This is a genomic window from Bradyrhizobium ottawaense (assembly GCF_002278135.3).
Taxonomy (GTDB): domain Bacteria; phylum Pseudomonadota; class Alphaproteobacteria; order Rhizobiales; family Xanthobacteraceae; genus Bradyrhizobium; species Bradyrhizobium ottawaense.
The window spans coordinates 680,081-701,854 of the sequence record NZ_CP029425.2 but is presented as its reverse complement, the minus strand read 5'-3'; the positions used below and the strand labels follow the sequence as shown (position 1 = coordinate 701,854).

Here is a 21,774-nt window from a genome sequence, read left to right as displayed (position 1 = left end):
ACCCAGCTAGTTATTGCAACTCTTAGCAATTCCGCGGATTGGCCAGGGATGGCAGAGTCGTTCGGCACTTCATTCACTATCGTTGAGGTGACCTCGGACGACGCTCCGCAGCCAACGAAGCAGATGTGGCTCGCCTTAGCCAAGCCTAATCAGGCATTGACGCTAGTCCTTGCTGCCGTTCCCGAAGGCTGGACTGCGGCAGTTGTGCCAGCGGTCCTCACTGAAAACCAGCAGAGGATGTTCGAGGAACTCAACCTCAAACCCGGCGATGTTTACAGGATCGCTCCAGAGTAAGGCATCCTCGGGGGCCAACGTCTGCTATTTACTCTAGGCCGAACATGGCACAACCGGGTTCCCTTTTCGGCCGCCTTCCTACATAATTCGGCATGGCAAAAATAAAAGTGAACTTCAAACCAGTTCGTAAATCCGAGGGCGACTGGGCTATCATCGCCGAGTACCCGGGCGCAGAAGCGCGAGAGATTACGGGCTTCACGAGCAAAGCCGATATTGACGATTGGACGAATGGAGAGCGTCGGATCGCTTGGCTCCGATCACAGGGTTACGCGAAGTGACTCGATGACACCTTCAGGTGTGCATCCGGTGCTTTTGGCGTGGCTGAAGGTCTGGACTCACTTGTACTATTCCAGCTCCCTCAACCAAAGCGCCATTCTCGCGGAGATCAGTGAAGATACGAAAGCTGATCTTCCGTAACGACGCGCTCAATGTTCTCGGACCTGCACTTGATGCGATATCTTACTCGTCCATCGGACTCGATCGGCATGCACTGTACGATCGTGTAGATCCTCGGCAGTTCAGTTGCGGCGCGTCCTTGGGGACCCTGAGCGTGGTGCCGAACCTCTTCATTTAGCTTATAGGCGTATGACATATTTTCCTCGACGTTTACGGCTCTATCGGCGGTCTTGCTAGTCTTCAAGAATGGATTTTGTAGCCTCGAATATCTGTTCCGCGGTGCCCTTTATCGTGCCCTTTGCCCAAGCTTGGAACACTGTGACGTATGCGTTCTTGTAAGCCGCTTCGTCCGCGGAGAAGTAGACTTCGTCTGTGGCAGTATCCAAGACAAGCGCTCCTGTATCGATACAAATTTCCTCGATCAGGACCAGGCGTTCTTCTTGCTCGGCTAGATGACGTTTAACTATGCTCATTGAGTCTCCTGCTTGGCACTGAGGAATCACGTTCCCGATGCGGCTGGTGAACACGCTGACGCAGTCATCGGGCACAGGCGCAACAGTCAAGGGAGCCGCAGTGGCGCCCGCTGTTCGATCTTTTACCTGCTTGAATGAAAAGCCCCGCCCCGATAACTCGGGAGCGGGGCGTGACCACAAGCTCTACCAGTACATCCGTGGCTAGAGCGACAGGTCTGTCGTGCTCTTAAGCAGCACGAAGATTTTCGGCAGCGGACTTGCCCGTGCGACGGTCTGCGACGACGTCATAAGACAGCGTCTGACCTTCGCTCAGAGTACCCATACCGGCACGTTCGACCGCGCTGATGTGAACAAAGACATCGTTGCTGCCGTTTGATGGCTGGATAAAGCCGAAGCCCTTTTGGGTGTTAAACCACTTCACTGTACCTGTGTTCATCAGGTCTTCCTTTCGTATGCGCGCAGGACCTGGCGCACAGAGTTGCGGCCAGTCGTCCGGTTAGTCGATGTTGGAGAATGTCTGAAACGTGCGCGCCGTCAGGATCTGAGGCGAAAGCGGAACAGTTGTTCGGCCAGTATCGATAAATGAGACAATACTCTAGCAGTTGAGAAACTTCAAGAAGAAAGCCAGCGGTGCATCACACGGTGCTGCACGAATGCGTTGTGACGATGCCGATGAGGTGGCATTACGAGAACCGGCCCATCGCCTAACGCGCGTCGGACGATGGGCCGTTCCGGGTGGATGACGAAAAACCTAGAGGGGTCCAGGTATCGCGCCACAGACCGATATCTCAAATCAACGGAGCGCCGAGTCGTTCCTGTCAGAAGCGCCAGACGCTAACTTACACGTTCACCAAAGGTAACAGGACGAAGGACAGAAGCACCGCGACCGTAATCGGAACGAGCACCTCACGAGCGACGTATAGCGCAGCTACGATGACCACGCCGATCTGCAACGACAAGAAGTTCGAGGCCGGGCTCGAGGCCGCTCGGACGTTTTCCTCTTCCCAGGACGGGGTGCGATCAACATTCGACATGGCAGCCCTATGAAGCAGGCGCGTCGGCAAGCGGCGCGGCGCTTAGCCGAACCCGTCGTTCTGTCAAACGTTCCCGTGAGGCTCGCGACCGGGGCGAGCAGCTTCGTCCTTCGTGCCGATCTAGGACGCGCCTCTCACGTCTATCGCGTCTTCCGGAAGTACGGATAGCGCGGCGCTTCCAGTGCCGGCGCATAGGAACAGAGCTGGCTCCTCCGAGTTCGAGCTGTCAAAGCCGTTGAGGAGCCATAAAGATGAGCCGCGGAATGCCAGCCATGACTGCACTTCTCGGGATGCTGGCAATCGCCGGGTATCAGAATCGGGACAAGTTGGCAGAGTTGCTCAGAGGGCCGGGTGCTGGATCGCTTCAGCCAGCCAACGCCCAGCAACCGCTTGGTGGCCTACTCGGAAATCTCACAGGTATGTTGAGTGGCGGAGGGGTAGGGGGACTGCTCCAAGGAGGAATTGGCGAACTCCTGGAGAAGTTCAATCAAAATGGCCACGGAGACGCGGCTAGGTCTTGGATCAGTTCTGGGCCAAACAGGGAGCTCTCGCCGCCGCAGTTGCGGGAAGCAATCGGGCCCGAGGTGTTGGACAAGCTCGAGACGGAGACCGGACTCTCTCAAGAGGAAATACTCGCAAGATTGTCGCGCGAGCTGCCTCAGGCAATCGACAAGTACACGCCCGAGGGGCGCCTACCGACGACATAACAGCTGAACTTTCGCCGGTATTCGAGAGGAGGAGAGAATGAGCATTCTTTGGACGATTATCATCGGCTTTGTTGCGGGCGTGATTGCAAAATTCATCATGCCTGGTGACAACGAACCCTCCGGGTTCATCCTCACGGCGATCCTGGGCATCGTCGGTGCCTTCGTTGCCACTTACCTGGGTCAAGCCTTAGGCTGGTACCGTCCTGGAGAGGGTGCCGGGCTGGTCGGAGCGGTCCTCGGCGCCATCATCGTCCTCTTTGTGTATGGTCTCTTCGCCGGACGACAACGGCGCGCCATATGAAAGTTAAGGCCGCGCGCAGCGATCTGCGTGACCATGTTGCCTGACGAGCTTGGAGGAGCGCGCCATCCTCCGCGCGCTCCTCCTATTCCGTTCACGAAGGCAACTTCACCTCGGCGCGCGCAGCTGCCGCAGCGTCCATACCCGCTTGCCTAACCCGGTCCACGACTTCGGCCCCGGTATCGCCGATTTCTGCGACGACGGTATCAGAAGCTTCCCGCAGCGCCTGCGACACGGCACCAGCGCGTCGATCCAGATCGGCCTTCAGGTTATCGCTGACTTCGCCGATATACTTGTTCTCCATGTCGGACGCGCGAAACGCGCCTGCAACCGCTGCACCGACCGCGACGCCCACGATTCCCAGGACGAGGGGTTGCCGTTCCAGCATGTCTGTGAGTGACGACTTCGCGCTGTTCACGGTGTCCTTGTTCGGAAGCGGATTGCCGAGCTTGCTGAACTGCTCCTGCGCGAAGGCGACGCCTTCATCGAAACGATCCCGGACGCTGCCGGCGGCCTGCGAGACGGTATCGGAAAGGGCTGCTGTCGCACCAGGGAGACTCTCGCCGCCCCCTCGCGCGCTTTCGTTGTCCATTTCGGGTGCGGTCGGCGGCGCCTCGGTCTGCTTGATCGCGGATGCTGCCGACCTGAAAGCACTCGTCCCTATGTCGGCGACGGGTTCGACGGCTTCGGCAGCGGAACGCGCAACAGTTTTCAGCCTCTGGTCGCCGGCCAACAGCCAGAGCGCTCCGCCTCCAATGAGCGCCGCGGCAAGCGGGTTGTCCTTGGCAGCCGCCACCAGATTGTCGATAAAGCCGGTCTTTGTGCTACTCATCGCACCATTCCCTTCACGGTGTCCTTGTCCTTTTCCAGCTGGCCGATCGTTTCGCGGGGGGCCAGCTGACGCATATCAAGGCGGCTCATGCCCATTGCGACCAGCGCGGCGGCGGCGACGGCGGCGATGACTGCCGAAGTCAGATACGACAGCGGCTGCGACCATCCGGCGGAGATGAGTGCCGCGGACAGTGCAAACAAGGCCATGACGATGGCTGGGATCACTAGAACGGCGCCGCCTATGATCAAGCCGAGGGCGCCGCCGATCTTCTGGAGCTTGTCGCCAACCTCCGCTTTTGCCAGGTCGATTTCATTCTGAAACAGCTTGGCGAACTGCGACATGGCGTCACCAAGCAGCGTCGAGATTTCCCTGAACTCGCTTTGGCTGGTTTTGATATCGCGCTCGATGCTCATGGTACGGTGCTGCCCTTTGAATATGAATCTTGTTGCGTATGAGGGCGACCGTTCCTGGTCTCCTGACTCCAGTTTTGCTCTCCCGACGAAAACGAGGTCCCACGCGACGCCTGTCCGCTCCCCGAAGTGCTGCCAGTGGTGTTACGCTGCCCTTGGGATGACGACGGTCCGCCCGATGCCTTCAGGAAGCGCACGGCCGCAAAGCCTGCCAGCACCGATATTCCAAGAAAGGCCGCAGGCTGACGTCTTGCGAAGTCGGTTGCGCCTTCGACGAGATCTGGGAAGCTCCCATCCCGGATCTTCTGCGCAGCGTCTTTGACATAGTCGGCGGCGGAGCCGATGCCACGTGCTGCAAACGGAACATCGCTCTCGAAAGCCCTGCCGGCTTCGCGGATGTTGTCAGCGAGGCGCTCTACGAAGTCTGCTCCCGAACGTTGCTGCTCGCGGGCCTGGCTCTGGATCTGGTCCAAGGTTCCTTCCGCACCCCCCTTTGCTGCATCCGCGGCCTCACCGAATTTGTCGCGCGCGACATCGGCCGAAGCCCGGAAAGCGTCGCCAGCGCGCTGCTTCACCTCCGCTGCGGCATCACTCATCTGCTCCTTCATGTCTTTGGCGGTGCCATTGTCTTGGTTCTTTGAGAACTGTGTCACGTTGTCCGGATCGAACTCGCTCATGATGGTTTCCTTCAAGTGTTGGGTTGAGAGGGGCTAAAGGCAGCTTTGACGACGTCCTCGGCAGCCTCCTTCAATTTGTCAGCCATGTTCTGCGTCACGCGGCTGGCATGGCTGCCGAGATCTGCCTCGGCGACCTTTTGCGTCGCAGCATCGGCCGCGGTCGTGGTCGCGTCTCTCGCTGCCTGGACTCCGGATTGCATCGCGGCGGCCGCAGCCTGCCTCACTCCATCGCTTGCTCCGCCCATCACTTTGCCTTCAGCCTTGGTCTCTGGAAGAGCCGCAGCAATGATGGCGCCGATCGCGATGCCTAAGCCCCCGATCAACGCGGCATTGTCGCCGATGGTCTGCCGAGCCTGATCGGGCGCGCTCGCAGCGGCATCCTTGGCAGCGTCCATGCCGCTCTTGAGCTTTTCACTTGCGAAGCTGGCAGCCTGCGCCGCGTTTGCCCGCAGATCAGCGGCGAGACCAGCGGCCTTCTGAGCGTCATCTGCCATGCCGGCCGCTCGGCTTTGGGCGAAGGATAGCGTCTCCTTGACGTCGCCTGGCATGGATCGCGCGCCCTCCGTCACCTCCTCAAGCAGGCGCCCCGCCTTGTCCATGACTAGACCGGAGGCGTCCGCAGCGCGATTCCGCACCGTCTTCGAGGTCAGGGCCAGCCCGGCCCCGATCATGAGAAGCGGCAGCGGCGTGCCTCGTACCAAGCGGAGCAACGGGACACCCAGTGCGGCGCCCGCGGCCACTGCGCGCATGGGATTGTCCATGATCTGTTGCTTAAGCCCTTCGACCCAGCTCTGGGTCTTTTGGCTGACATAGTCGGTAACTTCAGATTTGATGTGCTGCGGCGAAACTTTGTGGCGAATGTCGTCAGCAGTGTCCGATATCTGCTCCTTCAACCGACCTACCGTCGCCGCCAGCTCCGCACGGCTACGCTCGGACTCGCGTCTCAACTCCTCCACGGATCGTGTCATCGCGTTACCCTTTTCGTGTTTCTTTAGATTTGAGATCGAACTCACGCTTTCTTGAATCGTTCCTCGTGTCGCTTGGCAGCCTGCCGAGGCGACAAAAACGGTTTTTGCTCAAACGCGAGGGGAGTGCCGGGCGACAGCGATAAAGCTGCCTGCCAGATGTCCGCGGAGAAGACGCGGCCTGAAAAGACGCGGTCGCGAGGAACGTCAGCAAGCAATTTAGCGTAGGGCCAGAGATGGCTTTTCGCCGTCTGGCCTACGAATAAAAAGGGCCGCTATGAGCGGCCCTGGTTGTGATTCACCAACGATGGTGGTGGCTCCAGCCATAGTGATGGCCACGGCCCCTTCCCCACCCGTAATGATGGCCACGGCCGCCGCGGTGCCCCCACCCGTGGCCGCCGCCATGACCGTGTCCACCGTTGCGGCTGTAGAGCGCGACCCGACCACCCCGGATTTCCGCGACCATACGAAAACCATCGAATTTGTCCTCGAAGACCCAATCGGGGTCGTCGAACGGTGAATCGGTCAGCGTGGCCAGCATGGGCTGCAGGCGGTAGGGCAGGGTCGATTTTCGTGCCATGGCAGGGGCTCGCTACAGGGCCGGCAGAGGCCGAAACGGGGAAGACGGGACGCGAGCCCGCGCGATATCATCAGCCGCGACCGTCCCGCCGGCCCGTACCACGCCCAGCACCCCGGATTTGAACGGAGGGCCCGTTTCCGCCGACGAGAACACCTGCCGCTTGAGGCCGGCTCGGAAGCGGTCGATGAGCACGCAGGGCGTCCGGAGGCCCGTCAGCTCGACGACCGCGGACGGCCCGAGCTCGATCAGGGTCCCGAGCGGCATCCGTTCGAGGGCCAATCCCGCGGTGGTGACGTTCTCGCCGAGGTCGCCGGCGCCAACCTCGAAGCCAACTTCGAGGAGAGACGGGAAGAGTTCGGACGGGATCAGGTGGACCTGCCGTAGATTGGGCTGGCGGGGCCCGCGGCGTGCCAAATAGCGGTGCCGGACGAACGGGCCGGCGTGGGCGTCGCCTTCGACGCCCTGGCCTTCCACCAGGATTATGCGGTCCTGAGTTGGTTTGCTGAAGTGGTGCCCGCGATCGGCGGCGACCGCCACGACCCTCCCCTCGAGCGCCAGATCGTGCCCCTCTGACATCAGGCCGCCCGGGCGAGCGAGCGCCGCTTCTGGCGGAAGTAGCGCGTGATCTCGGCAAGCGTCATCGCGTTCAGGACCCGGTCGGCAGAGACCCCGCCCTTGCGGGCCATCTCGACGCCCCAGTGCATGTGGTCGAGCTCTGGAATCGAGTGCGCGTCCGGATTGATGCTCAGCATGCAGCCGAATTCCAGCGCCGCCTGGTGCCAACGCCAGTCCAGATCTAGACGCCAAGGATGGGCGTTGATCTCGACGACAACGTCATGCTTGGCGCAGGCCCGCAGTACCTTTTCGACGTCGATTTCGTAGCTCGGCCGCCGCTGGAGCTGTCGCCCCGTCATGTGGCCGATGATCGTGGTGTGAGGGTCGGAAATAGCCCGAAGCAGGCGCTGCGTCTGCGCCTTGCGATCCAGCTTGAAGCGCCCATGGATGCTGGCGACCACGAAATCGAAGCGCTCGAGAACGTCGTCGTCATAGTCAAGCGACCCGTCCGCCAGGATGTCGGACTCGATACCCTTGAGGATCCGGAAGTCCTTGCCGAAGCGCTTGTTCAGACGGTCGGCTTCCCGGTGCTGCTGCGCTATCTGCTCGACGGAGAGGCCGCCGGCATAGTGGGCGGACTTGGAATGGTCGGCCACGCCGAAATACTCGAAGCCCCGCTGGCGCGTGGCCTTGGCCATGGTCTCCAGCGTCTCGGTGCCGTCGGAGGCATCGGTGTGGCAGTGAAGGATGCCGCGCAGGTCCTGGTCGGTGACGAGCTTCGGGAGCTTGCCTTTCAGAGCCACCTCGATCTCGCCGCGGCCCTCCCGGAGCTCAGGGTCGATGAAGGGCAGACCGAGGGCGCGGTAGATTTCCGCCTCCTCCTCGCCGGCGATCAGGGTGCGTCCCTTGTGCAAGCCGTCGGGCTCCAATCGCATTCCCTTCTCCGCCGCCAAAGCCCGGAGTTGTTCGATATGAGTGGCGGAGCCTGTCGCGAAGAGGAGAGCAGCGCCGAAGTGGTTGCGGTCGGATACTCGGATTTGCAGCCCGTCGGCCGATGGCGTCGATGACTTGTCCGGCTTGGCAGCCTCCGCAACGATCGCGAGATCGCCGACGAGTTCGTTGCCGCGGCGGAAATCGCCGGCGATTGTCACACGCTTAAGTTCGGGGCGGGACTTGCGGATCGAGTCCTTCGCATGTGCGAGCAGCGCGGCGGCTCGGTGGAGGTGGAGGTGGAGGTGGCCTTCTCCGCTTTTGGCGATCGCAAGGTTCTGTAGGATCTTGGTCTGAAGCGCGGCGCCAAACCCTTTCGCCTTCTTGATGCGGTCATCCTTGGCGGCGGCCTCCAACTCCGAGAGCGAGCCGATGCCGAGATCCTTGTACAGGCGCAGCACCTTCTCCGGACGAAGGCCAGGTACACCGAGCATCTCGAGCACGCCCGCGGGAATCTCCTTCCGCAGCTTCTCGAGGCTGGGATGACTGCCCGTCTTGTGAACCTTGGTGATGATGTCGGCAATAGCGTCGCCGACGCCCGGGATATCAGTAAGTTGATGTTCGGCGACGAGCACGTCCAGAGGAACGGCTAGGGCCACCAGGCTGTCGGCGGCCCTAGAGTAGGCTTTCGCCCGATAGGGATTGCCGCCTCGCAAGGCAGTGCGCTGCGCGTACTCTCGCAGGAGACTTGCCACACCGCGCGCGTCAAGCGAAGGCATTCAGCCAGCCTCCCGGTCCGAGCTTTGCGGCGCCGCCGGAGTAAGGCGACCGCCGGAGCGGTCACTTGGCCGATCGAGAGAGGCCTCGAGCTTCTGGGCTGCGCGAAAGTCCTCAAGGTGCTGGACATTCGGGCCGTAGGCAGCCTCCTTCTTGAGGAGATTGTAGATCCGACCGGCCACCAGTTGCAGATGCTTCATCTTGCCCCGCGGCAGGGCTCTCGCTTTGCAGAGAGCTCGGACGGCGTAGGCGCGGAAATAGTCGAATGCGTCTGACATGATGTCAGTAAACGCCGGCTCTCGCCGAGAGTTCGATGGGTTCTGAGAAGGACTGGACCGCCGGTCGGCGCCCGTCGGGCCTGGCGCAAAAGTCGAAACCTTGCGAACAGAGAGGTCGCTGGAACTCCTCGCCGCTTTCGAAGTTGCGAGACTCGTTGATTGAGGTAGGTAGACTGCCCGCCGTCGGCTCCAACCCGGCGGCGGGTTTTTTGCGAGTTGAGTAGCGTGGCAAAGCGTACAAAGCCTCGAGCCGAAAAGGCCGAAGTCCCTACAATGCCAGGGTTCATTGGACCCCAGTTGGCGACCCTGAAGTTGAAGGCGCCTTCGGGATCCCAATGGATTCACGAAGTCAAATACGATGGCTACCGCATCCAGCTCCGGATCGACGGTGACGACCGCCGGGCCTACACCCGCAACGGCTACAATTGGGTCAATAAGTTCTCAAGGATTGCGGGCGCCTTCGGTATCGAAGGACAGGCCATCGTCGACGGCGAGGTTGTCGTCATCCATAATGGTCGGACGAACTTCTCCGAGCTGCAGGCAGACCTTGGCAGAGGTGATCAGGATCGATTGGTATACTTCGCTTTCGATCTGCTCTGGCTGGACGGCAGAGATCTGCGGAAAGAGCCGCAAATCGAGCGAAAGAGGCTGCTCAAGGATCTGATCGAGGAGCACGACCTCAAGGAGCCCGTCCTTTATAGCGAGCACCACGAAGGGGACGGCCAGGCTCTGTTCTCCGCAGCCAGCAAGCTGAATTACGAAGGCATCGTCTCCAAGCGCGTGGATGCCCCATACCGATCGGATCGGGTGGAGGCTTGGCAGAAGATCAAGGTCGTTCAGAAGGGAAAGTTTCCCGTTGTCGGCTTCATCAAGGACCCATCCGGCGTGGCCGCGCTCTATCTGGGCAAAAAGGAAGGCAAGGATCTAGTCTACATGGGAAAGGTCGGGACCGGATGGAGCCGAACCACCTCAGCGCAGATCCGCAAGGCGCTAGACACCGTGGTAAGCCCAAAACAGAAGCTGACCAAGACCATCAGGAAGCCGAAGGCCACGTGGGTCGAACCCAAGTTTTATGCCGACATTGAGTACCGTGACATTACCTCCGAAGGTCTGCTGCGGGCCAGCTCGTTCAAAGGGCTGAGCAAAGGAACGCGCTGATCATAACCGCGTTTTCCTATAAGTAAGTGGAGTACCGGTCATGGATCCGGAACAGCGAGTGGCGAAGGCCTTGGAAGACGCACAAGGCATTTTGGCCCGGCATGTCGAGCCCGGCCCCAGAGATTGCGAGCAAACCATAAACAATCTGCTGGATGTGCTCGACGACGAAGCCGTTGTGCAGGCCCTCAAGGATTGGAAAGTGGAAAAGCCCACAAAAGAACAAGTCGATGAGCTCAAGAGGCTCAGTGCAATCGCGCGCATGCCGGATGAATCGGAGATCGTGACTTCGAGGGAAGAAGCCGAAGCCCGGATCCGCGATCTGAATGACAAGGCTCGGATGGAATGAGACGATCCCAGGACGACATCCAGGGCTAAGAGCTTCTCAGTCGGCGAAGGAAGTCAATTGGACATCCGGCATGAAGTCGATGGACACGTTCGATCCCGATATGCCGTGCCACGTTCACGATGGTCTCAACGACCAAATCATCGAATGTAGTCCCCAGTGGGCGTGGATGTACCGCCAACACGCGTCGAGATGGGATGAGGGCGTAATAGCCGGGACGGTCTGTTATTCAACGGATGCTGCCACCTTTTGGGCATCGAGCCGCGTGCGAGAGCTGATGCTGAACCTGCGAATCCTTGCGGCGTTGTATCGTCATCAGTTCGCATAGGATGGCGGTAGCGAAGAAGACAGCTCGCGGACGCAAGCAGGACCGGGCACGCGTACCCAAGGGACAGGAAGATGCAGTCCGTTAGGAAGCGAAGAAAACCCGCCGCTCGGCCTCGGCGGTGAAGAAGGCCGTCAAGAAAGTGGGCAATTCCCGAGCGTCGAATAGCCTCTCGGCCGCTCAGGAGATCCGGCCGGAAAACCATGTGTAGGCGGTCAGCCCTGCAGGTTGCTCGGCGTCCTGTAGCCGAAACAAGCTAACGTCTGCAATGACTCACTAGCGGACAAAGCATGGGGCATTGCGGAAGGTCGCCTGAGGGCCAGTTCCGGACTCACGTGCCGCAGCAAGCGAGACCATATTCTTTGAAGAATCCGCCCGTGCTAACCTCGCAGTGCGAACTCAAGGAGAGACACATGGCTCGTTCAGTAACGCGTCGTGCCTTGCTTACGACAGCTTCTTTAGTTGCCATTGGCGCCGTGGTGCACGCCCAGCGATCGCAGCCATGGCGCGTCGCGCTGGTTACCTCCGGACAAGGCGACCGGATCATCGGCTGGTTCAGAGAAGCTTTGGAAGCCAAAGGATATCGGGAGGGAAAGGACCTTATATTCGAACTGCGCGAAGCGAAGGGACACTACGCGCTGTTACCGAAATTAGTCGAGGATCTCGTTGCACTAAAGCCGGACATCATAATTGCCGAAGCGACGCCTGCTATTGCAGCTGCACAACGAGCGACCTCGACGACTCCGATCATCATGGCGCCAGCCACCGATCCGATCGGCTCTGGCTTCGTCAGAAGTTTTGCCAAGCCCGGTGGTAATATCACCGGCGTTGCGAATATGTTCGGTGATCTCACAGCGAAGACGCTCGACATTATTCGCCTTCTGTTTCCCAAGGTCCGGAAAATCGGTGTACTCACTTCAAACAACCCGACGCATCCGGCTTTGGCCGACGTAGCGGCCAGGTCGGCGGGCGTCATCGGCATTTCAGCCCAACGGTTCGTTGCGCCCAACCCCGAGGACGTCGAAAAGGCGTTCGCCGACATGCAGGCCGCGGAGTGCGAAATCGTCTACGTACTTGCGGACCCGCCGCGGCCGTCGTTGCCATCAATCGCACTTAAGTACCGCCTGCCGACAGTATATCAGGTCACCAATTACCCGGACCTGGGTGGGTTGATGGCTTACGGGCCGGACATCAAGGCTCTATTTGTTTTAGCGGCCGATCACGTGGACCGCATCCTAAAAGGTGCGAATGCAGCGGACTTGCCGGTTGAGCAACCGACGAAGTTTCAGTTCGTGATCAATCTCCAAACGGCCAAAGCGTTGCATTTGGCCGTCCCGGAGCAAGTGCTCCTGTTGGCAGACAGAGTGATCGAGTAGATTGAGGCACCGAAAGTCCGCTTCGGGTCAAAAGCGGCGGCAGATGCCAAGTCAGACCGTAGTCCGGTTTGCCCCTGAAGCCGGACATGACGCGCGTTTAGGCCACTTTCGGCTACGGGCCAGAAGCGGAAGTGGGCTGCGTCCCCTTTTACTGCTATTTCGCCGGTACTTTGATCAAGTCGGCAGTATAAATCACCACAGCATCATCGCCGGTGTTTTTATGCCAATGCACTGTACTGACACCCTCAGCCGTGGTGTCGCCTGGGTGGAATGTTTTTGAACTGCCGTCTTCGTTTGTGACGGCATCCGTCCCTTGATGGAAATAGACAACCGCGGGCCGGTCCTTGTGGTTGTGCAACCCGATGTGTCCGCCCGGCGCGATGTTCAAAACACGCAGCCTCAGTTGCCACCCTGCCATACTTGGAATTTCCTTGCCGAGGTCGATGACGACGGTCTTAGGGGTGGTGTATCCTTGGTTGTCCTTCGGGGCATCTTCCGCGAATGCGATGTGGGCGGAAGCCGTGAAAGCTAACGCAATGGCAGCGCGTAACGTCAGCGATTGACGCATTTCGTTGTCCTCCCTTTGGAACTGCGCGGGTTGACGCCCGCATTCGCGCTGGAATTGCCAGCGTTCTCTGATCAGCAAGCAAATTGAACGCAGCAACCTCTCATCTGTCTATTATACGTTCGCAGCGGCACACCGTAGGAGACGCTTGTCTATCCAGACTGGTCCGCAACGGGGGAGAAGGCAAAACTTGGCCGCGGCCTCGGGTGCGTGGCCTACCGGCCGAAAACGGACGTAGCTAGGACGGTGTGCGCCACGTCCGCGTCAAAATAGGAAGAACTCAGGTTGAGCAAATCTGGTCCGGTTCGCCGCGATGAGCGGACCTCCGTCAGACGCGGCGCAACTTCGCAGATGGGCCGCTGACGGACTCATGCGGTGCAGCATACCCTATTCGATGACCATATCCGCACTAGAGATCAATGTGGCAGGCACCTCAAGGCCAAGTGTCTTCGCGGTTCTCAGGTTGATTGCAAGCACAAGCTTCGTGGGCTGATGAATTGGAATGTCCGCCGGTGCGACGCCGTTGAGAGCTTGGCCGACTTCATCCGCCCAAATCCCGAAATAGTACGGCCAGTCCGGCGCATAAGCCAAAAGCACTTGTTTGCTTTCGGCGATGTCCGTCCACCAAGTAATCGACGGCAGCCGATGTTGCGTCGCCAGTTCAAGTATCAACTCACGGTGCTCGGAATTCGGCGGAAGTCCGCTAACCATAAGCGCTTGAACCGATTGTTGCGCCATGGTCCTGAAGGTTTGGCGGTACTCCGTCTCTCCTGCCGAAAGCTCCATCGGCGCACCTATGATTGTAGCTCCCGACCGCTGTCCTGCTTCTCTGACCGCCTTGCCCCAACTCCCTTCCCATCCTGCGCGGTCCGAGAGATATGCAACCTGCGATGCTGAAGGGACAGCCCGCCGAAGAATTTCCAAATGTTTTCCTTGCATCTCGATTCCAGCGTCTAACGAAACGCCGGTGATGTTGCCCTCTGGCCTTGCCATGTTCTTTACAATTCCAGCAGCCACCGGATCACCAAAACTTGCAACGATGGGAATCGTAGTTGTGTATCTTGCGACCTGTAAGATGAGCTGATGATCGAACCCAAGCGCTATCACGTCAGGCTTTGCTTGCACCATGCTCCAAGCAATCTCTTCATACCGTTCAGGTCGGCCCTCGGTCGAAAATCGATCCACGATCAGATTCTTGCCCTCGGTGAACCCCATCTGAGGCAATCGATTAAATAGGATCGCCCAGTGGGTCGTCGTGAAGCTTTCCAATCCGAACTGGCTGCAAACGGCGAGACGATAGACCACCTTATTTCTTTCGGCGGCCTGCAATGCGCTCGCCGTTGCCGTGGCCAGTACGCCTGTGAGAAGGTCTCGCCTTCGCATGGTCTTTATCCCGATGACCACATTTCTCGGCCGATCAAAGCATACTGAGTCAATGCGTGGCTAGAAAAATGTCTGCTCAGGGTCAAAATCGGCGGTCCGGACCGCTGCAATCAGTTTCCGCTCCACACCCGACAGCCGACGCCCCAACAAGCATTCCGCTGGGCAGCGATGGGCCATTAGGCGACATTAGCGGTATGGCCCGGTCACCCGATCCGTCGTACAATATCTCGTCGGTTGGGTTGAGAGCCATGGTGCAGGAGCGGCCGGTCCGATTCGAGCGCAGGTTAGCCGCAATATTGGCCGCTGACGTGGCTGGTTACTCGCGGCTGATGCACAGCGACGAAGAGGCTACGCACGCCAAACTGAAAGCGCTCCTCGCGGGCAGTGTCGAACCCGCGATTGCGGAGCACGGCGGCCGCATCGTCAAGAACACCGGCGACGGGTTCTTGGCGGAGTTTCCGAGCGCGGTCGAAGCGGTTCGGGCTGCTATGCAGTTCCAGACCCGCATTCTTGAACTGACAATCGCCGACGTGGAGGACACGCGTATTGCTTTCCGCGTGGGCATCAATATTGGCGACGTAATTGTCGAACCGCACGATATCTTTGGGGACGGCGTGAATATTGCCGCTCGTCTTGAGAGCATTACAGAACCGGGCGGAATCTGCATCTCGTCTGCCGTCTATGATCATGTCCGCGGCAAGGTCGCAATTGAATTTGCTGATCTTGGTGAGCAGAATCTCAAAAATATCGCTCGCCCGGTCCGGGCCTACGCAGTCATCCGGGATGGGCCAAGCTCGGCGATAGAGACCACGCGCGCGGTGCCAGGCCCGCTTTCACCGCCTCATCTTTCCATCGTTGTGCTGCCGTTCGCCAACCTCGGCGGCGATCCCGAGCAAGATTACTTCGTGGATGGTGTAACCGAAAGCTTGACCACTGACTTGTCCCGCATCAGCGGCTCATTCGTCATCGCCCGCAACACCGCGTTCACTTTTAAGGGCAAGGCCGTCGATGTGAAGCAGGTTGGGCGGGAGTTAAACGTCCGCTATGTGCTCGAAGGCTCTGTGCAGCGAGGTGGCAAGCGATTGAGGGTGAACGTGGAGCTGATCGATGTTCGAACCGGCAATCACTTATGGGCGGAGCGGTTCGACAAGCCGGTCGCCGACCTCTTCGATATGCAGGACGAAATCGTATCGAGGATTGCCAACATGCTTAGAGCCCAGCTCGTTGCGGCTGAGGCAACACGCGCCGAGCGCACGTTACATCCTGATGCAATGGACTTGGTGTTCCTGGGCAGGGCTTACCTTTACAAGGGGGTCGCCCCCGAACACTTGACGCAAGCACGTGGGTTTTTTGAGCGTGCCTTGGAGCTCGATCCCCGCAACGTCGAGGCATTGGTCGGCGTGGCGAGTGTCGATGCCACGATTGGAGCACTATCTATGAGCGACGACGGGACCGCGCGGTTTGCGGCAGCCGAGTCGGCCTCGATCAAAGCACTTTCCCTCGCGCCGAACCACGCTTTGGCCCATCTGACCTTGGGCTGCGTGCAAATGTTTACGAAACGAGCGGATCAAGGCATCCGTGAATTTGAGCAGACGTTGGCGCTGGATCGAAATTTTGCCAACGCCCATCCGCTCATCGGTTTTGCCAAGTATTTTCTCGGCCGTGGCGAGGAAACCGAAATACACGTTCAAGAGGCATTCCGCCTTTCTCCTCGCGATACCTTGGGATCCCGATGGATGGCTTGGGTCGGCTTCGCCAAGATGCAGCTCAACCTTGATGCCGAAGCTGTCGTCTGACTGCGCCGGTGCCTCGACGCAAACCGGAACTACGCCGTCGTGCATTTCTGTCTTGCGGCTGCTTTGGCGCGTCTCGGCGCGCTAGACCAAGCGCGGGCTGCCGTACAAGCAGGACTTACGCTTGATCCGAACTTCAACATCCGCCGCTTCCGTGCCTTCGCCGTAAGTGACCATCCGGTATACCTCGCCGGGCGCGCGCGCGTCTATGAGGGCATGCGCGTGGCCGGGGTGCCGGAGGGGTAAGCGACCGCGATACGGTCATGTCTGTTTCGGGTCAAAGGCTGCCCTCGTTAGCCAGCATGCCCTTGGTGGGGCTATCTCTCGGAAGCGGACATCGCCGCGCTCCGGGCTGAGGTCAGCCACCGGCCATCAGGCGACACCAAGGATTTGCGACTCGACCCCGCGACCGCGGTCGGATCTCTGGAACTCCCGGGACCTGCGGCTGTTGTAGCGCACAGAGGGCCTCATGCATGGACATGGTCACACGCGTTCGCGGTCCGGATGCCGTCCCATCGGGCCAAGTTTCTCCGGTGAGCTCACACGACGAGTGGGGCATGCTGGAGGAAGTGATAGTCGGAAGGCTTGAGGGCGCGGTTATCCCGTCCGATCATCCGGTTGTGACCTGCAACATTCCGGGCATGGCGGCGCGTGCCCAGGCGCTGTTCGCAGGCTTCCGTTACCCAAAGATCATGATCGAACCGGCTCAGCGTGAGATTGATGGCTTTGTGGCGCTGCTACAGTCGCTGGGTATCATCGTAAGGCGGCCGGACGCCGTCGATCACAGGAAACGTTTCAGCACGCCGGAATGGTCCTCGCGCGGCTTCTGCAATTCCTGCCCGCGTGACAGCATGCTCGTGATCGGCGACGAGATCATTGAAACCCCAATGGTTTGGCCCTGTCGGTACTTCGAGACGCATTCCTATCGTCCGATTCTGAAAGACTATTTCCAACGTGGCGCGCGGTGGACGAGCGCGCCCAGACCGCAACTGACGGACGAATTGTTCGATCCAGAATTCCGCGTCCCTAAAAAAGGCGAGCCGATCTCATACATCCTCACCGAATTCGAGCCGGTCTTTGACGCCGCCGACTTCTTTCGCTGCGGGCGCGACCTATTCGTGACCCGCAGCAACGTCACGAATGCATCTGGTATCGAATGGCTGCGTCGCCACCTTGGCGACGGTTATCGCATCCATGAGATTAAGAGCTGCTGTCCCAATCCAATGCACATCGACACCACCATATTGCCGCTTGGGCCCGGCAAGATTCTGATTAATCCCGAATACATAGACGTCGACCACCTTCCGGCCATCTTGAAAGGATGGGACATCCTCGTGGCCCCCGAGCCCGACCCGATAACCGATCCTATGCTCAGGATCACTTCGCTATGCGGGAAATGGCTCAACATGAACGTACTGATGGTAGATGAGAAACGCGTCATCGTAGATCCACATCATATTGCGATGACGCGTGCGTTGGAGAATTGGGGATTCGAACCGATTCTCTGTGAGTTCTTACATTATGCCGCATTTGGTGGCGGCTTCCACTGCGCCACACTCGACGTCCGACGGCGCGGCACATTGAAGAGCTATTTTTGAACCGACTTCCAACACGTCTCGTCGCACCGTTCTGCCTAAGTGGTGACAGACCGGCTTTATGCGTTACGTCGCGATGGGCAGCGCAGTGCGTCCACGACGAGCATGCTGCGGTCGCACAGCTTCAGTGCCTCGTCGCTCCAAGGGGCACCTCATCGAAGGTAACGAGCGACTCCTGCGCATCGCCAACTTCAGCATAGGGAGCCTTAGTCCATCGATGCCTCCCGTATCTTCGTTGAATGCGTGAGGGACGAGCCTAGCCAGAATTTACGCAAGGCCTTATCATCAAGACTGCCGACCGGAAGGACAATCGGCGGACCGGCCAGGAGGAGTCAATCATGCGAAAGACGTCACTCCGTTCTTTGCAATTCGCTCTTGCACTCGTCGCCTTGGGTTTCACCGTGAGCCAGTCGCTGCCGCAGGCTAAAGCTGAGGAAGCCGGCTGGATCACGCTGTTCGATGGCAAAGACCTCGAACAATGGGATCAGATCGGGAAGTCCAATTGGCATCTGGCGGACGGCACGGTGATTGCCGACAAGATGGAAGACAAGGAGGCCGGTTATCTCGTTAGCAAGAAGCCGTACAAGGACTTCGTGCTGCGCATCGAATTCTGGCCGAGCGATGATGCAAACAGCGGCATTTACTTCCGCTGCCTCGATGCCAAGAAGATCACCGACCGTACCTGCTACGAAGCAAATATCTTTGACCAGCGGCCCGATCCAAGTTACGGCACCGGCGCGATCACACGTTACATCGAGATCAATCCGAAGCCGAAAGCCGGCGGCAAATGGAACACATTCGAGATCACGGCGAAGGGGCGCGACATCACGGTCGTGCTCAACGGTCAGAAAACAGCCGAACTGCGGAACGGAATGTTCGATGAAGGCTCGATCGCCCTGCAACACGGCGCGGGAACGATCAAATTCCGTAAAGTAGAGATCAAGCCTTTGTAAGGCGGGTTTGCGCGACGGCACGAGACTGCTGCACCGCGAATTTCGAGTAGGCGAATGTCGCCTAAGGGTCACAAGCTGCCCATGCCCCGCTGTCACGACAGGTCCGCTATTGAGACAGAACCGGCCCGGTGCGGCGCCTCGACGATGGGCTACCAAGCGTGTTAGGCACCGCCACGCCCCTATTGATTGCGTTCCTTAAGCTCTGCTGCTCCAGCCGATCGATCGCTTCATCGCGGTCGACTTCTTTGTTTCACGGGTCCCTCTGGCTATCCGCCCGACCGCGGGTAATTCGCACCCCTCAGTATCGCCAGCCGGAGCACTCCAAAAGTTAGGTTGACACGGTTGACAAGGTTGACGCCGGTTGACACCGAACCTGCCCGACACTTCGGTGTCCTGAGCTAGTCCTTCCTGCGCGCGCGGGCGCGCGCTTAGGGAGTTATGTGCAAAGAAGTGTCTAAAGTGTCGAAACTGTCGGGAAGCCTCAGTTTTCTCGGGCTTCTTTAGCCTCGACACTTCCTGGACTCTCGCATTCCCCGACACTTTCAACTGTCGTTTTCCGCTTCGTCGCCGTCTAAATCGTCCTCAGCCGCGGCGCCAACCGCAAAGTCACCCGCCGATTTGGTGGCCACGATGTCCTTCCAATAGCGCTCCTCCCCTCGGGACTGCTCGTAATCTCGCTCCTTCATCGCGCTGGTTAAACTCTTCTTTGTCCACGGCCGCTCACCATTCTTTCTGCTCCAAACTACAAACAGGTTATGGAGCTCTGCGTTGGACAGACGCTGGCCCTCCGCCCGCATAGTGCATTCTTGGAGGAAGCGACCAAGAACGTCGCTATCACTGCGGTACTCCTCCGTCGTCTCCTTGATCTCATCGGGGACGAGAAGGCCACGGTCGATCCAATCGCGAAGGCCATCAAGTAATCGATTTAAGATGCCCGAGGCTTCGGCCTTGAGCTTCGTCGATAGCTGCCGATCAACGTCTTGCTCCGGAACCGTAATCGCCCACCGGACCATGATCAGGCGGCGCCACGTCCCCTGAGACGCCTCACCACCGTCCACCTTCGGCCGGTAGTTGCCCGACATCGTCAACTTGAACTGCGGCTTGAAGCTGAAAAAGCCCTTGTTCAGCTCACGGGCTTGGATGGTATCGCCTCCTGTCAGAAGCTTTACATGGCTTTCCGACAGACGCGCGTTGCGCGCCGGCTCGTCAGTATGAACGAACCGGATCCCCGGCAGGAGCGCGAGATCCGGCGTCGCCTGGCCTCCGCTGCGCCCCCTGCCATTGTCCATGAAAGTTTCAACCGCAAGCGAGCACGCATAGTCGCCATAAATCGACGCCCACGCCTCCACCAACGTCGTCTTGCCGTTGCGTCCCTTTCCCCAGAAGAACAGCAGCTTTTGTTCTGACGTGTCGCCGGTCAGACCGAGGCCAGCCCATTGGTGCAGGAAGCGCTGCACTTTAGATGAGGGCTGAACCTTCTTCAGGAAGGCGTCATACACTGGACACGTCGCGCTTGCCTCGTATTCGGCATCGATGACCTTTGTGATTAGATCGGCGGGATCATGAGGATAAAAGCTGATCGGATCCTCGTCTGCGCAGCTGCGATTGACCTCAAGCGTCCCGTTTTTTGTGTTGATCTTCATCGGATCCGCATCGAGCCGCGCCTGATCGACCGCCATCATCGGCTCGGCCTGCTTGCGCAATGCGGTCAAATGCCGATCGTTTTCTGTCTCTCTGCCCCAATCCCTCAGCTTGTCGGATAACCTGATCTCCCGCTCACATTTTGCACCAGGAGAGCGAACTTCGACGATCGCGTCTTCGTCACTTCTGGAGAGCGCATCCGCTTCGCGCTGGATCGACCGCGCCACGTACTGCGCCGCAATTCGCGCCGCGTCCTCTGCGCCGTTCATCGTCCAACGCCAGCCGTCCCATCGAAACCACCCCCGCGTCGGGACCGCCATCAGCCGATCCTGCATACGGCGAGCAAGACGCTCCGCGTTTCCCAGGTCAGTCAGGGGGCACTGAGCGAGTTCTCTGTCGAGCTGGAGCTGGTGATCCTCATCCAGTCCGAGGCGCTCGAGGGTAGAGGCGGCGATCTTCCGTGCCGTCGGCGCGACGACAGCAATCCGCTCAGCCGGTCGATTTCTGGCTGCCCGCGCCGGGACTGACCTCGGTTCCGCGAGACCACGAGCAAAGCCGGAGGCGATTGTCGTTTCTGACTTTTCAATGTTTGGCCATTGCCGAGCGACCGCTTCCAGGGAGGAGCGGGCCAAAAGCTCATCAAGATGTCCCGAGGCTGCAAGTTGCGCCAGCTTTATGGAGCTATGAAAAAGCGTATCATTGCGAGTGCCATCAGCCGCGTTTCGCAAGACACTGATTTCATCGGCGAGGGCCTTTAGCCCGTAGGCCTCCTTAGCCGATGCTCTGGCGGTCTGGGGGAAACTATCGCGTCGAGCTGGTGTCGCCAAGAAGCGCAGTAGTTCGGCGGGAGCGCAGGCCTCGGCAGCATCCTCCTCGCTCTGCCAAACATAGTCGGCGCCGTCTGACCGCAGTGAAGGAGGAACAATGACATATCCGCCCTCCCCTCTCACATCGACCCTCTTCAAGATGCCGGCACGATTACGTGGCATCGCCCCGCCGCCCTCTGGCAATCCAAAGTACAGATGCAAACCGCCGCGCGGAGTGCGGCAGGCCCGTGTCGGCGGCAGCGGGCAGCCAAGCGCGGCTTCGAGGCGACCGAGGATTGCCGCGGCGTCATAAACCTCGCCTGTTTTGCTATCAGTTCCGGCGTCGATATCGACCACGAAGGCGCCAATGGTCGCGCCTGTCGGCACCCCGATCATCGCGTTGGGATACTTTCGCCACCAAGCTTCAATCTGCGCCTTGTCTGTAGTTGCCTTCTTGAGACCGCCAGACCCCGGGATGGCTTTGCCGGTGGCCGGCTCCGCGTCTCCCTTGACGAGCGGCTGCTTAGTCTCGGGATGACACGGGAAAACCGGCCAGCCCTTGGCAGCGTACGCCAGGGCCGCGGCCTTCATGCCGCGGGGTTGTCCAGACCGCTCCCGTTCCCGGCTATC

At 59.4% G+C, this 21,774-nt stretch carries 21 protein-coding genes and 3 pseudogenes; 11 read left to right on the top strand and 13 right to left on the bottom strand.

Annotated elements, in window-relative coordinates; all coding sequences use genetic code 11:
* The first annotated feature begins 48 nt into the window (after positions 1-48).
* The gene (locus CIT37_RS03250) at positions 49-294 is read left to right on the top strand and encodes a hypothetical protein (protein ID WP_016839769.1); all 246 of its coding nucleotides are present in this window, start codon (positions 49-51) and stop codon (positions 292-294) included.
* Positions 295-923: 629 nt separating this feature from the next.
* Here CIT37_RS03250 and CIT37_RS03245 read toward each other — a convergent pair.
* Both CIT37_RS03245 and CIT37_RS03240 read right to left on the bottom strand, forming a co-directional pair.
* The gene (locus tag CIT37_RS03245; RefSeq protein WP_016839771.1) at positions 924-1,163 is read right to left on the bottom strand and encodes a hypothetical protein; all 240 of its coding nucleotides are present in this window, start codon (positions 1,161-1,163) and stop codon (positions 924-926) included.
* A gap of 226 nt (positions 1,164-1,389) precedes the next feature.
* Positions 1,390-1,599: a cold-shock protein gene (locus CIT37_RS03240; protein WP_016839772.1), complete on the bottom strand. Its 210-nt coding sequence runs from the start codon at positions 1,597-1,599 to the stop codon at positions 1,390-1,392.
* Between the two features lie 849 nt (positions 1,600-2,448).
* On the opposite strand from CIT37_RS03240, the gene CIT37_RS03235 reads away from it, so the two are divergent.
* A complete protein-coding gene (locus CIT37_RS03235) occupies positions 2,449-2,904 on the top strand; it encodes a YidB family protein (RefSeq protein ID WP_038973253.1) in 456 nt (151 codons plus the stop codon).
* A 37-nt stretch (positions 2,905-2,941) separates the two neighbouring features.
* Entirely contained in the window at positions 2,942-3,205 is a 264-nt protein-coding gene (locus CIT37_RS03230; protein WP_016839775.1) for a GlsB/YeaQ/YmgE family stress response membrane protein, read from the top strand.
* Positions 3,206-3,296: 91 nt separating this feature from the next.
* Here the strand turns inward: CIT37_RS03230 and CIT37_RS03225 are convergent, their stop codons facing one another.
* The 8 genes and pseudogenes from CIT37_RS03225 to CIT37_RS03190 all read right to left on the bottom strand — a co-directional run bounded on the left by CIT37_RS03225 (position 3,297) and on the right by CIT37_RS03190 (position 9,206).
* Positions 3,297-4,034 carry a hypothetical protein gene (locus CIT37_RS03225; RefSeq protein WP_038973255.1) on the bottom strand — a complete coding sequence of 246 codons (738 nt, stop codon included), beginning with the start codon at positions 4,032-4,034 and terminating at the stop codon, positions 3,297-3,299.
* Positions 4,031-4,447 carry a phage holin family protein gene (locus tag CIT37_RS03220; protein ID WP_038973256.1) on the bottom strand — a complete coding sequence of 139 codons (417 nt, stop codon included), beginning with the start codon at positions 4,445-4,447 and terminating at the stop codon, positions 4,031-4,033. Before CIT37_RS03220 ends, CIT37_RS03225 begins: the two co-directional genes overlap by 4 nt.
* Complete coding sequence (locus CIT37_RS03215) at positions 4,444-5,121, bottom strand: hypothetical protein (RefSeq protein WP_095424532.1); 678 nt, start codon at positions 5,119-5,121, stop codon at positions 4,444-4,446. Before CIT37_RS03215 ends, CIT37_RS03220 begins: the two co-directional genes overlap by 4 nt.
* A gap of 11 nt (positions 5,122-5,132) precedes the next feature.
* Positions 5,133-6,089: a DUF3618 domain-containing protein gene (locus tag CIT37_RS03210; RefSeq protein WP_095424505.1), complete on the bottom strand. Its 957-nt coding sequence runs from the start codon at positions 6,087-6,089 to the stop codon at positions 5,133-5,135.
* 412 nt (positions 6,090-6,501) lie between these two features.
* Positions 6,502-6,666 (bottom strand): annotated as a pseudogene (locus tag CIT37_RS03205) (non-homologous end-joining DNA ligase); the annotation flags it as partial.
* 12 nt (positions 6,667-6,678) lie between these two features.
* Entirely contained in the window at positions 6,679-7,203 is a 525-nt protein-coding gene (locus CIT37_RS03200) for an MOSC domain-containing protein (RefSeq protein WP_312015360.1), read from the bottom strand.
* 38 nt (positions 7,204-7,241) lie between these two features.
* Positions 7,242-8,930, bottom strand: a complete 1,689-nt coding sequence (locus CIT37_RS03195; RefSeq protein WP_095424504.1) for a DNA polymerase/3'-5' exonuclease PolX — start codon at positions 8,928-8,930, stop codon at positions 7,242-7,244.
* Complete coding sequence (locus CIT37_RS03190; RefSeq protein ID WP_038973260.1) at positions 8,931-9,206, bottom strand: hypothetical protein; 276 nt, start codon at positions 9,204-9,206, stop codon at positions 8,931-8,933.
* Between the two features lie 297 nt (positions 9,207-9,503).
* On the opposite strand from CIT37_RS03190, the gene ligD reads away from it, so the two are divergent.
* From ligD to CIT37_RS03165, 5 genes and pseudogenes are all read left to right on the top strand, one after another.
* On the top strand, positions 9,504-10,364 hold the full coding sequence (gene ligD / locus CIT37_RS03185; RefSeq protein WP_435521329.1) for a non-homologous end-joining DNA ligase: 861 nt from the start codon (positions 9,504-9,506) through the stop codon (positions 10,362-10,364).
* Positions 10,365-10,404: 40 nt separating this feature from the next.
* Positions 10,405-10,710 (top strand): hypothetical protein, encoded by a 306-nt coding sequence (locus CIT37_RS03180; RefSeq protein ID WP_095424503.1) that lies wholly within the window; start codon positions 10,405-10,407, stop codon positions 10,708-10,710.
* A gap of 70 nt (positions 10,711-10,780) precedes the next feature.
* A complete protein-coding gene (locus CIT37_RS03175; protein WP_038973263.1) occupies positions 10,781-11,035 on the top strand; it encodes a hypothetical protein in 255 nt (84 codons plus the stop codon).
* Position 11,036: 1 nt separating this feature from the next.
* A pseudogene (locus CIT37_RS03170) lies at positions 11,037-11,243 on the top strand (DUF3606 domain-containing protein).
* Positions 11,244-11,445: 202 nt separating this feature from the next.
* Positions 11,446-12,408, top strand: a complete 963-nt coding sequence (locus tag CIT37_RS03165) for an ABC transporter substrate-binding protein (RefSeq protein WP_161966324.1) — start codon at positions 11,446-11,448, stop codon at positions 12,406-12,408.
* A 154-nt stretch (positions 12,409-12,562) separates the two neighbouring features.
* On the opposite strand, the gene CIT37_RS03160 is transcribed toward CIT37_RS03165, so the two are convergent.
* Both CIT37_RS03160 and CIT37_RS03155 read right to left on the bottom strand, forming a co-directional pair.
* Complete coding sequence (locus CIT37_RS03160) at positions 12,563-13,072, bottom strand: cupin domain-containing protein (protein ID WP_174719451.1); 510 nt, start codon at positions 13,070-13,072, stop codon at positions 12,563-12,565.
* A gap of 288 nt (positions 13,073-13,360) precedes the next feature.
* On the bottom strand, positions 13,361-14,356 hold the full coding sequence (locus tag CIT37_RS03155; protein WP_152036320.1) for an ABC transporter substrate-binding protein: 996 nt from the start codon (positions 14,354-14,356) through the stop codon (positions 13,361-13,363).
* A gap of 248 nt (positions 14,357-14,604) precedes the next feature.
* Between CIT37_RS03155 and CIT37_RS03150 the strand changes: the two are divergent.
* The 3 genes and pseudogenes from CIT37_RS03150 to CIT37_RS03140 all read left to right on the top strand — a co-directional run bounded on the left by CIT37_RS03150 (position 14,605) and on the right by CIT37_RS03140 (position 18,697).
* Positions 14,605-16,395, top strand: a pseudogene (locus CIT37_RS03150) (adenylate/guanylate cyclase domain-containing protein).
* Positions 16,396-16,628: 233 nt separating this feature from the next.
* Complete coding sequence (locus CIT37_RS03145) at positions 16,629-17,747, top strand: amidinotransferase (protein WP_038951250.1); 1,119 nt, start codon at positions 16,629-16,631, stop codon at positions 17,745-17,747.
* 335 nt (positions 17,748-18,082) lie between these two features.
* Positions 18,083-18,697: a 3-keto-disaccharide hydrolase gene (locus CIT37_RS03140; RefSeq protein ID WP_095424500.1), complete on the top strand. Its 615-nt coding sequence runs from the start codon at positions 18,083-18,085 to the stop codon at positions 18,695-18,697.
* Between the two features lie 542 nt (positions 18,698-19,239).
* On the opposite strand, the gene CIT37_RS03135 is transcribed toward CIT37_RS03140, so the two are convergent.
* On the bottom strand, positions 19,240-21,735 hold the full coding sequence (locus CIT37_RS03135) for a phage/plasmid primase, P4 family (RefSeq protein ID WP_161966323.1): 2,496 nt from the start codon (positions 21,733-21,735) through the stop codon (positions 19,240-19,242).
* Positions 21,736-21,774: the final 39 nt, after the last annotated feature.

Excerpts from the sequence above, each read along its gene's own strand:
- CIT37_RS03165 (WP_161966324.1), top strand. The coding sequence starts at position 11,446 with ATGGCTCGTTCAGTAACGCGTCGTGCCTTGCTTACGACAGCTTCTTTA.
- CIT37_RS03235 (WP_038973253.1), top strand. The coding sequence starts at position 2,449 with ATGAGCCGCGGAATGCCAGCCATGACTGCACTTCTCGGGATGCTGGCA.
- CIT37_RS03190 (WP_038973260.1), bottom strand. The coding sequence starts at position 9,206 with ATGTCAGACGCATTCGACTATTTCCGCGCCTACGCCGTCCGAGCTCTC.
- CIT37_RS03250 (WP_016839769.1), top strand. The coding sequence starts at position 49 with ATGGCAGAGTCGTTCGGCACTTCATTCACTATCGTTGAGGTGACCTCG.
- CIT37_RS03140 (WP_095424500.1), top strand. The coding sequence starts at position 18,083 with ATGCGAAAGACGTCACTCCGTTCTTTGCAATTCGCTCTTGCACTCGTC.
- CIT37_RS03230 (WP_016839775.1), top strand. The coding sequence starts at position 2,942 with ATGAGCATTCTTTGGACGATTATCATCGGCTTTGTTGCGGGCGTGATT.
- CIT37_RS03195 (WP_095424504.1), bottom strand. The coding sequence starts at position 8,930 with ATGCCTTCGCTTGACGCGCGCGGTGTGGCAAGTCTCCTGCGAGAGTAC.
- CIT37_RS03145 (WP_038951250.1), top strand. The coding sequence starts at position 16,629 with ATGGTCACACGCGTTCGCGGTCCGGATGCCGTCCCATCGGGCCAAGTT.
- CIT37_RS03240 (WP_016839772.1), bottom strand. The coding sequence starts at position 1,599 with ATGAACACAGGTACAGTGAAGTGGTTTAACACCCAAAAGGGCTTCGGC.
- CIT37_RS03215 (WP_095424532.1), bottom strand. The coding sequence starts at position 5,121 with ATGAGCGAGTTCGATCCGGACAACGTGACACAGTTCTCAAAGAACCAA.
- CIT37_RS03175 (WP_038973263.1), top strand. The coding sequence starts at position 10,781 with ATGAAGTCGATGGACACGTTCGATCCCGATATGCCGTGCCACGTTCAC.
- CIT37_RS03155 (WP_152036320.1), bottom strand. The coding sequence starts at position 14,356 with ATGCGAAGGCGAGACCTTCTCACAGGCGTACTGGCCACGGCAACGGCG.
- CIT37_RS03135 (WP_161966323.1), bottom strand. The coding sequence starts at position 21,735 with ATGAAGGCCGCGGCCCTGGCGTACGCTGCCAAGGGCTGGCCGGTTTTC.
- CIT37_RS03245 (WP_016839771.1), bottom strand. The coding sequence starts at position 1,163 with ATGAGCATAGTTAAACGTCATCTAGCCGAGCAAGAAGAACGCCTGGTC.
- CIT37_RS03210 (WP_095424505.1), bottom strand. The coding sequence starts at position 6,089 with ATGACACGATCCGTGGAGGAGTTGAGACGCGAGTCCGAGCGTAGCCGT.
- CIT37_RS03220 (WP_038973256.1), bottom strand. The coding sequence starts at position 4,447 with ATGAGCATCGAGCGCGATATCAAAACCAGCCAAAGCGAGTTCAGGGAA.
- CIT37_RS03225 (WP_038973255.1), bottom strand. The coding sequence starts at position 4,034 with ATGAGTAGCACAAAGACCGGCTTTATCGACAATCTGGTGGCGGCTGCC.
- CIT37_RS03180 (WP_095424503.1), top strand. The coding sequence starts at position 10,405 with ATGGATCCGGAACAGCGAGTGGCGAAGGCCTTGGAAGACGCACAAGGC.